Genomic DNA, 9,421 nt, shown 5'->3' on the forward strand with positions numbered 1-9,421 from the left:
GATATAGATGCTTTATTTGAGGCGTTTGAAGATGATTATCAAGGACATTATGATAGTGAAGAAGACTTCGCTTATCAGATAATTAAAGACTGTTATGATCTATCAGATTTTGTCAAATCTTACTTTGATTATGAAAGCTTTGCTAGAGATCTTTTTATGGGTGATTATACTTATGAAAGTGGTTATGTATTTAGAAATAGTTGATTACTAAGTAGAATTAATATTTAACAAAAAGAAGTTATCTGAATCAGATAACTTCCTTACTTTGTTTACATGTGACTACTTATTTTTAAATTCAAAACCTGTTGTATAATCTTTTTTTAAGACGATAAAGGCATCAAAACTCTTCCCTACTTTACTTACTAACCCTTTAAGGAGTTTAGTCTTTCTTAGCTCTAATAAGTCTATTATATCATCTATTGAAAGTTTAATTCCGCATACCTCTCTAAACAATATCCAATCGCACTCAGGTTCTAAACATTTAACCACCTTTTCTCTAAGCTGAAGCGAATGCTGTTTACACTTAGGACAAGATAGGTGATCTGTTTCACTGCTTTGTTTGATTGACAGAAGCTCTGCTGTAATCTCTGTGGTATAATCTTCTATCTGCCTATGGAAGTCTTCCATATTGGTTTTATTCTCTTCAATGGCTTTAAAAGCAGATTCCCATTTAGCCGTTAAAAGCACATCTGAGATAAGTTTGTCTTTGACTATCTGATATACTTTAAGTCCTTTCTCTGTAGGAACAAGCAACTTTGCTTTTCTTGTGATGTACTCTCTTTTTAAAAGAGTTTCAATAATAGAAGCTCTTGTTGCTGCTGTTCCGATACCTGTATCTTTTATAACACTTTGAAGCGATTTATCCTCTACTTCCTTAGAGGCATTTTCCATAGCTGATAACAGTGTACTTTCTGTATATAATGCTTTAGGTCTTGTGGATTTTTCAAGGGCTGTAGCTTCTTTTATTTTTAACTTATCGCCTTGTTTTAAATAAGGTAAATCAGCAAGGATCTCTTCGTCATTATTTACTAACTCTTTTCTTACCTCTCTCCATCCAAGCTCAATAATCGTAGTAGATCTAAAACTAAACTCAAACTCAGATACGCTTAAACTCACTTCTGTTTGTTGTTTGTAACAAGGTTCAGACACCGACTCCCATACTCTTTGAGCAATCAAATGATAAATGCTCTCTTCTTTGTTGCTAATAGCTGAAGGAAGTCTGTCTGTGGTTAATAGTCCGTGATGATCAGTAACCTTTACATCATTAACAATCTTCTTATTTAGCCTTGTCATTTTTAATTTTAAAAGGTTATTACTATACCTTTTATCTTCAGAGAGTACTTGTAAGAGTTTTGGTATTTCAATCCATAAATCCTCAGGGATATATTTACTTGAGGTTCTTGGATAAGTAATAAACTTCTTTTCATACAAACTCTGAGCAATACTTAAGGTTTCATCCGCTGAAAAACCAAACAGCTCATTGGCTCTTTTTTGAAGTGAAGTCAAATCAAAAAGTAATGGGGACTCTTCTTTGATTGTTTTGGTTTCTGCTTTTGTAATTATAGCTTCACTTTGTTTTTCAATAAGTTTGAGTGCTTGTTCTGCCTTTTGTTTGTCTTCCCACTTTTCATTTGAGTGTGATTTAAATACGAAACCTTCTTTTTGATGTTGAAGTTCTATTTGATAGAACAGTTTCTTTTTAAAAGAAGTATTCTCTAAATACCGCTTACAAATGAGACTAAGCGTTGGTGTTTGAACTCTACCGAGTGAATACACAGAGTCATTCATTGAAACGGTAAGCGCCTGTGACGCGTTTATACCTACAAGCCAATCAGCTCTACTTCTACTATGACCAGCTCTAAAGAGTCCATCAAACTCGCTTCCTTCTTTAAGGTTTTGAAGTCCAACTCTTATAGCTGTTTCAGTAAGAGAGCTTATCCAAAGCCTTTTAAAAGGCTTTGTGCAGTTTAGGTATTGAAGAATGTATCTAGCGATGAGCTCTCCTTCCCTACCTGCATCAGTGGCTACAATAATTTCTTTACACGCTTTAAAGAGCGTATCAATAACTTTAAGCTGTTTTAGAGCTCCTGGATCAGAAGTGTATTTGTTCCCTTTCTTGATCTTTCTTGGAAGTAACAAATAAGATCTTGGTAAGATGGGTAGGGCTTCTCTTTTAAAGCCCTGAAACCCATAATCCTCAGGCATAGCCAGAGAAACTAAATGACCAATAGCCCAAGTAACACAGTAGCCACTTCCTTCTATATAACCGTCCTTTTTTGTTTTAGCTCCAACAAGTGTAGCTATCTCCCTAGCTACACTTGGTTTTTCTGCAAGAATTACAACCATAACATTCCTTTTTACATTTTACGTCCTTTTGATTTTTTAGACTCATCTGTTTGTTTATCTGTTTGTGACTGAGATTGCGCTTTTGCTTCTTCTTCTTTGTTTGGGTTTTTAAAAGAAAAATCAGCTTGCTTGGTCTCTTTGTTATAAGTCACGAACCCTTGATATGGATTACCTCTTTTATCTATAAGGTCTTTGATGTAAACAGGTTTACCTTCTTGTAAGTCTTTTTGTTGTTTATCAGTAAGCTCTTTTCCTCTAAAGGTTTTTAAATCATCTGATAACTGTGACTGAGTTTGATTCTGCGCCATACTTTGTTTATTGGTATTGTCAAACAAAAACTCAATATGTCCTTTAGCAGCGTTATACTGTATCTCTGCATTAAAAAGATTTCCTTTAACCGAGGTCATACCCTCTACTAAAAGTGGCTTGCCATCTTTTAAGGTCTGAAGCTGATCTTCACTAAGTACAATACCTTTTATTTCTTGTGGCAGTTGCATCTTCTCGACTCTAGTTACAATAAGGTTATTGGTTAGTCTATCTACACTCACCACCGATGGAATCTTTTCCTTTGTCGTTGGGTGGACAAGATCCACTACCCTCCCCATATTACCAGTTTTTAAAAGATTGTGTTTGTCCTCTTTAGAAAAGTCGTGACCATACAGCGGTACATTAAGATTTGGGTATTTCTTTACTCCTTCAAGAGCCATAACCACTTTTCCATCTTCCATTTTTTCAAGTGATAATCTCGCATCTAAAGAAAACACCGCAGCTCCTAAATCTAAATTTACAGCCACTAAGTCTTTTGTTTTATAGCCTTGTAAAAGTGGTTCTAACAAATCCATCTCTTGTAGCTTCTCCTTCGATAGCCCAAGTCTTGACAGTGAGTCCCAATCAATGTCTTTTATGTCAAACTTATTAGCCTTGTACTGTTCCTGTTCTTTTGCAGGTTCAGCAACTTTATTTTCTTTTGAAGGTTCTACTTGTTCAGTAACTTTGTTGTCAGTCTTTACTGTGTTACCAATCTCCTGAATGGAATACTTTAAAAACAGTTCATGATTAGGTCCCGATTGATTGAGTTCTTTTTGCATTTGATTGGCCATCTTGATGGTCAAAAGCTCCGGAACTCTAAAAAAAGTAAACTGCGTTGGGTTTTTAAGTTGGCTGAAAAAGTTAGAGAAGAAATTGGAAAAGAAATCTCCCTGTTTATCAACTTTTAAAAATTGATTTTGATTCTTTTTAGTAGCTGGGACTGTTTCTAAGTTACCGTCTTTGTCAAGACCTTTAACTGCCTGAATCTTATTTTTTGTTTTGTCGTTAACAAGAAGCACATCATGCTCTACTTGTCTTTCTGTGTTTTCTGTACTCATAATACATAGTTTTAAATGATTAAAAACTTAAAACTAAAGCCAAGAACCCTTGATCAGTAAATAGCGCGCTTTAAAGGTTACTCTTGGCCTTTAGCTGCTATTTACTTTTTCTAACAGGATGTTTAAAGCATTCTCTAATGAACTGATTTACATCTGAGCGTTTATAGTAGAGCTTTCCGCTAATTGTATAATAAGGGAGTTTACCGTCTGAGCGGTAACGTTGTAATGAGCGTGGGCTTATTTTAAAAAGACTCATTACATCTTGGCTGTCTAAAAGCTCTTCTCCATCTATAGTTTGAGATTTTATAGGGAGGTCTTTTATATGTTCTGACAGATGGTCAAAGCGTGTCATAATGCGCTCCATCCATAAAAGGAATTCTGTGCGATTTACATTCATAATGTTAGAATTTAATGGGTTAATTAAATTTGTTAGCTAACATTACAAATGTGCAGAGCTTGGCAAGATAAATCTGCCAAGCTCTGCCAGTGGACTATTTTTGCTAATAATATTCGCAACTAATAATTTAAAATCTTAATATAATTAACTAAATTAGTGATAATTAACCTCCTTAAAAATTCAATATATTATGGGATTAAAACCAGGGCCTAAAAGAACAGCAAAATCAACAGGAGAGCCTGATAAACGCCAAAGAGACAATAAAAACACTCCAGGTAACACGCCTTCGCTTAAACCACCTAAACGTAGTAAATAAGATGACTACAATTAATTAAAAGCACTGTTTTTCAAAACAGTGCTTTTTTAATATTACTTTTGTCTGTATTAACTCTAATCAAAACTAAATAATACTTTATGGAGGAAGTTATAAGGAAAATACATGGAGTAATTGAAGATTATAGAAATCATGATGGTGTATATATTACTCCAGAACATATAGCTAATTGGGCAAATCAATTTGGAGATAATAATGAGTTTATTCTAAATGAAATACTTGAAATCTTACCTAAAGTGTATATCTCAAGAAACAAAGCAAAAGAATATATAAAAGAACATATTAGTGCCTATTTAAACCTCTACCAATATCCAAGTATTTCTACGTTCCTTAGTGATACTGAATTTCTAAATATGCAACTACCTCATAAAAGTCAATCAGCTATTTTAGAATTACTAGAAGAGGTACTTCATGAAGTATATGGCGAGTCTTATTTGAGATACACTACCTATCCTAAAATAAATTACATTTATTTTGATGATATTTTAGCCTCAGGAAGCACTGTAGGAAATCATATTCTTACTTGGCTACACCAACAAGATGAAAATGGTAAACCAAATCATGAAAAAATCAGCAATAACGAAATTAGGCTTTCAATTAGTTTATTCTGTAAACATGTTTGGGGATTTTCATTTCAGAAATATAGAATTCTAAAAGAATTTGGCGATAAAACAGTAAAGAAAATTAATTGGTTCTGGAACTACGAAATTCAGAATCATGCTAAATTTAATAATCAACAACTAAATATAGCAAAACCAGTTAAGGGAGACAATGTTACTATTAATACTTATTTTGCAACATTAGCTGCTACAAAATATGAGGATTATGCTTTTCGGGAAGTTAACACTCCTATTAATGAACAGTTTTTTACAAATAAAGAAAATCGAATTAAATTTGAAAATATCTTAGTAGAAAAGGGAATTGAAATCATAGGTATGATTAGAGGTGAAGTAAAGCCAAATATACGCCCACTTGGACTAATAAATCCAAATTATAAGATTTTAGGATTGGGTACACATTTTTTTACTTGGCGTAATATTCCTAACAATAGTCCGTTAGTATATTGGTGGGAAGTTGCAGGACATAACTGGAAACCATTATTTCCAGTTGCAAATAGAGGTTAGTTTTTATTAATTTTATATCTTCGTATTATGAATTTAAAAGTGAGAGAATACAAGACTGACGAAGTTATCACATTTGCTAAAACAAGTGGTAAATTTGGTGGGCTATCTAACATGGCTCCTGGTTATTCTTTGTTTGTAAATGAAGTAAATATCCAAAGTTCTGAACTATTATATCAAGCATTCCGTTTTTCATTATTTCCCTTAATACAAGAAGAGATTTTTAGAGCAGAAAATCCGATGGATGCTAAAAAAATTAGTCGAAAATATAATAACTATTCAAGACAAGATTGGGATCAAGTGAAATTCAAGATTATGAAATGGACTCTTGAAGTAAAACTAATCCAAAACTACAAGAAGTTTTCGGAGCTTTTATTAAGCACAGGAAACCTTCCAATTGTGGAGTATTCAGTTAAAGATAATATTTGGGGGGCTATGCCTGCAAATGAAAATACTTTAATCGGAGTAAATGCACTTGGTAGATTACTAATGGAATTAAGAGAGAAAATCCTAACTGGTCAAATACACGCAGATAGTGTAATATACCCTCTTGATATCCCTGCCTTTTTATTATTCAATAAACCTGTTGGAGAAGTTTATAACGATTCTTATTTCATAGAAGATCTAGATGATATTTATGCTTATTAGGATTTAGATATTTATCAGTAAAACATATGATATGTTTCATAAAAAGCGATGCCTGATTACAAGTAATCAGGCATCGCTTTTTTAAATAAACTCATAGCACTTCAGTTACTAGGATTCTTTATAATTATTTATAATCAAAATATAAACTTTTATATTTACTTCTTAGGAGGATTTTTTACTACGTCTATTGTTAAACTCCTTTGTCTCTTCTTTGTTTAAAATTCGTTTCTTAATTTTTGTATAGTTTTTAATTACTTGATTATTTTCATCAAAATCTACTCTATCATTACTTCCCTTGACCTCAATTGTTAATTGTAACAAATCATTCCAAAATATCTGATTGTTCACACATGCCTCCCAATTCTTCATTATTCTCTTTTTTATGAACAATTTTTTGAATACCTGCTGACTTCATATAATCATTGAAATCAAACTTAAAGTTAAAAATATCAGTAGGAGTAAATCCAGCAGCTAACACTATTCTAAGAAAAGTTGTAAGTTCAGGAACATTTTCTCTATTTATAAACCTATACACTTGTTTACGATCTAAGTTAGCTGCTGCTGCAATAGTAGCAACATCAATTTTTTCATACGTTATTAACTCAATAAATCTATTGATAATAGCTTCTAAATATTTATCTTCTGTATCTTTCATATATCAAAAATGACATATTTGTCATTTTTAACATTGACATATTTGTCACATTGTGTTTTTTGTTCTATATTTGAATTACTAATAATGTACTTACACATTTTTAGTACTAAATGAGTCTTAATGACATATTTTATATAAGCTAAAGCTTACTTATTTCTTGCATTAGAAAACTACCAAATTTTTATTAGCAACAAGAAATATTAAGTACTTTAGCTCACGACCTAGGCGTGAGCTTAATATCACTTAGTATTTTGTTGCAAGGTATTGGTAGTACCTCTATTGCATTTACTAAAGTGTGAGAGCTTACGTCTTATTTTTTAAGGTTTGATATTTACTTCTCACTTTATTGAAATTCTTAAGTTTCGCTTTATATTAAACATACTACACCCTCTATTCATACCGTCTCCCAATTAGGTATATAGAGGTTTTAAAACAAACAAGGTGGATTTGTTTAGTGTTCGTTTTTGAATGCTTGCAATACCTTATCTATCCTTAATGGACTTATCGAATGTTCTATTCGAGATTTTTTCAATTATTACATTTTATTATTTATTACAAACAACAACCAATTAGTCACTAAACTTACATTTAGCCTATGATTACATTTTAGTTTAACTAAATCTTATCGATGTAGATTGATTTGACATTACTTGTTTAATGTTGGATGGCTACCCTATTACCTATTTAGTTAGAGTTATAATACATTTTACGCTAGGTCTAAAAACAGTTTTTAGATGCGTACAGGATATCTATTGCCTTTTAGTTTCTGAATCTGCTTTGTCATCTGTAGGTTCTTCTACTGGGCGATATTGATTAGTTAGTAATTCAAAAAAAATGCTGTGTAGAACAGATTAACCACTGTGCTATTTATTAATCAAATTTTAAAAACACTTTTAATTATGAATGAAACCGCTTGCTAAAGAGCTTGAGCCTAGGTTGGTTAATGTAGGTTTAGTCCTTAGTAAGTATTAAAAACACAAAAAAACAGTATGACTTAAAGGGAGATTTAAGCATACTAAAGTCCATGGCTATCTCCTTTCTCTTGTTTGCATTTTGGGAGACATGCTATAGAGCTAAGGAGATAGTTTTTTATCAAAATCAAATCATTAAAAATATAACTAACCCTTGATATAGTTGGCTTAACTAAGTACTACGGCAATAAGAATCTTGATGATTTAAAGCCCTTTTATCAAATCAATTATAAATATTATGAAAACTCAAATTTTAATCACTCGTGGTTATAAAATAGCACTGCTAGTAAGCTTTTTAGCAAGTTGTCCTATCTATGCTATAACCTATGATAATAACCTAATTGTTCTTGTACCTAATTCGTTACAAGATACAAAACAAACGGTAAAGCTTACAGGAACTGTAAAAGATGCCCTTGGAGCGCTTAGTGGTGTAATTATTACTACTAATAGTAATAAAGTCGTTACAACTGATTTAAATGGGAAATACACCATTGATATTAGCGCAGGAGAAGTACTAAACTTCTCAATGATTGGGTATAAACAACAAGCCATTGTTTATACGAGTAATCACGGTTCTGTTTTGAACATTACACTATTAGAAGATAGTAGTACCCTTGATGAGATTGTAGTCAACGCAGGATACTATAGCGTTAAAGATCGTGAGCGAACAGGTAGTATAGCGCGAGTAACAGCCAAAGACATCGAGTTTCAGCCAGTGGTGAATCCCTTGCAAGCTATTCAAGGAAGAGTTGCGGGTGTGGATATCACTCAAAATACAGGAGTTGCGGGTGGAGGAATGAATATAGAAATACGAGGACGTAACTTTTTAGACAACTCTAATAAGGGAAGGAATAATCCATTATATATCATTGATGGTGTACCTTTTCTATCAGACGCTCTTGGGAAAAATGATGGTAATTATTCTTTGCAGATATTACAGACCAATATTTCCCCTTTAAATGCAATCAATCCAGAAGATATTCAAAGTATAGAAATCTTAAAAGATGCTGATGCTACAGCTATATACGGATCACGTGGAGCTAATGGTGTGGTTTTAATTACAACTAAAAAAGGGAAATCAGGGGCTACACGTTTTACCTTCTCTTCTTCTATTGCATTTAGTAAAGTGCCAAAATTTATGGATTTAATGAATACTCAGCAGTATGTACAAATGCGTGAAGAGGCTTTTGCAAATAGTGGCGTTACAACATATCCTGTTAATGCATATGATGTCAATGGAACATGGGATAAAAATCGTTATACAAATTGGCAAAAGGAATTAATTGGCAATACATCTATTGGTCAAAATATAGCATTAGGCATACAAGGAGGAAATGAACAGACAAGTTACAATGTAAATCTTAATCATAATGAAAGTACCACTGTGTTTCCAACGGATAAGGGGTATAAACGAAACTCTCTACTCCTAAATTTTAATCATAGAAGCAATGACAATAGATTACAAATCAATAGCGTCCTAAATAAATTTCAGGCATAAAATATCCTCCCACTTCAGTAGGATACAAGATATATTTCCGTAAAATCTAAAATAGAACCCCTTGTTGGAGTTTTGGTGGCGGTT

The 9,421-nt window shown here is 32.6% G+C and carries 9 protein-coding genes; 5 read left to right on the forward strand and 4 right to left on the reverse strand.

All coding sequences use genetic code 11. From position 1 onward, the window contains the following. Positions 1–204 (forward strand): antirestriction protein ArdA (locus CF599_RS18865; protein WP_143824840.1); only part of this gene is annotated, 204 nt, incomplete at its 5' end. A gap of 75 nt (positions 205–279) precedes the next feature. Here the strand turns inward: CF599_RS18865 and CF599_RS18870 are convergent. The 3 genes from CF599_RS18870 to CF599_RS18880 all read right to left on the reverse strand — a co-directional run bounded on the left by CF599_RS18870 (position 280) and on the right by CF599_RS18880 (position 4,110). Continuing rightward, positions 280–2,346, reverse strand: coding sequence for a type IA DNA topoisomerase (locus CF599_RS18870; protein ID WP_121967472.1), 2,067 nt, complete (start codon positions 2,344–2,346; stop codon positions 280–282). Positions 2,347–2,357: 11 nt separating this feature from the next. Further along, the gene (locus tag CF599_RS18875; protein ID WP_121967473.1) at positions 2,358–3,713 is read right to left on the reverse strand and encodes a DUF3945 domain-containing protein; all 1,356 of its coding nucleotides are present in this window, start codon (positions 3,711–3,713) and stop codon (positions 2,358–2,360) included. 97 nt (positions 3,714–3,810) lie between these two features. Then, the gene (locus tag CF599_RS18880) at positions 3,811–4,110 is read right to left on the reverse strand and encodes a helix-turn-helix domain-containing protein (protein WP_121967474.1); all 300 of its coding nucleotides are present in this window, start codon (positions 4,108–4,110) and stop codon (positions 3,811–3,813) included. Between the two features lie 190 nt (positions 4,111–4,300). Here CF599_RS18880 and CF599_RS20050 point away from each other — a divergent pair, with 190 nt between their 5' ends. From CF599_RS20050 to CF599_RS18890, 3 genes are all read left to right on the forward strand, one after another. After that, positions 4,301–4,426 carry a hypothetical protein gene (locus tag CF599_RS20050; RefSeq protein ID WP_256384134.1) on the forward strand — a complete coding sequence of 42 codons (126 nt, stop codon included), beginning with the start codon at positions 4,301–4,303 and terminating at the stop codon, positions 4,424–4,426. A gap of 98 nt (positions 4,427–4,524) precedes the next feature. Continuing rightward, the gene (locus CF599_RS18885; RefSeq protein ID WP_121967475.1) at positions 4,525–5,568 is read left to right on the forward strand and encodes a hypothetical protein; all 1,044 of its coding nucleotides are present in this window, start codon (positions 4,525–4,527) and stop codon (positions 5,566–5,568) included. Between the two features lie 27 nt (positions 5,569–5,595). Further along, positions 5,596–6,213 carry an NADAR family protein gene (locus tag CF599_RS18890; RefSeq protein ID WP_121967476.1) on the forward strand — a complete coding sequence of 206 codons (618 nt, stop codon included), beginning with the start codon at positions 5,596–5,598 and terminating at the stop codon, positions 6,211–6,213. A 322-nt stretch (positions 6,214–6,535) separates the two neighbouring features. Here CF599_RS18890 and CF599_RS18900 read toward each other — a convergent pair whose 3' ends face one another. Beyond that, entirely contained in the window at positions 6,536–6,868 is a 333-nt protein-coding gene (locus CF599_RS18900; RefSeq protein ID WP_121967477.1) for a hypothetical protein, read from the reverse strand. Between the two features lie 1,209 nt (positions 6,869–8,077). Here CF599_RS18900 and CF599_RS18905 point away from each other — a divergent pair. Then, the gene (locus tag CF599_RS18905) at positions 8,078–9,337 is read left to right on the forward strand and encodes a TonB-dependent receptor plug domain-containing protein (RefSeq protein ID WP_121967478.1); all 1,260 of its coding nucleotides are present in this window, start codon (positions 8,078–8,080) and stop codon (positions 9,335–9,337) included. Positions 9,338–9,421: the final 84 nt, after the last annotated feature.

Origin of the sequence: Myroides sp. N17-2, assembly GCF_002286775.1 — a bacterium.
GTDB lineage: Bacteria > Bacteroidota > Bacteroidia > Flavobacteriales > Flavobacteriaceae > Flavobacterium.

Coding starts and splice junctions, on each gene's coding strand:
- CF599_RS18870 (WP_121967472.1), bottom strand. CDS start 2,346: ATGGTTGTAATTCTTGCAGAAAAACCAAGTGTAGCTAGGGAGATAGCT.
- CF599_RS18875 (WP_121967473.1), bottom strand. CDS start 3,713: ATGAGTACAGAAAACACAGAAAGACAAGTAGAGCATGATGTGCTTCTT.
- CF599_RS18880 (WP_121967474.1), bottom strand. CDS start 4,110: ATGAATGTAAATCGCACAGAATTCCTTTTATGGATGGAGCGCATTATG.
- CF599_RS20050 (WP_256384134.1), top strand. CDS start 4,301: ATGGGATTAAAACCAGGGCCTAAAAGAACAGCAAAATCAACAGGAGAG.
- CF599_RS18885 (WP_121967475.1), top strand. CDS start 4,525: ATGGAGGAAGTTATAAGGAAAATACATGGAGTAATTGAAGATTATAGA.
- CF599_RS18890 (WP_121967476.1), top strand. CDS start 5,596: ATGAATTTAAAAGTGAGAGAATACAAGACTGACGAAGTTATCACATTT.
- CF599_RS18900 (WP_121967477.1), bottom strand. CDS start 6,868: ATGAAAGATACAGAAGATAAATATTTAGAAGCTATTATCAATAGATTT.
- CF599_RS18905 (WP_121967478.1), top strand. CDS start 8,078: ATGAAAACTCAAATTTTAATCACTCGTGGTTATAAAATAGCACTGCTA.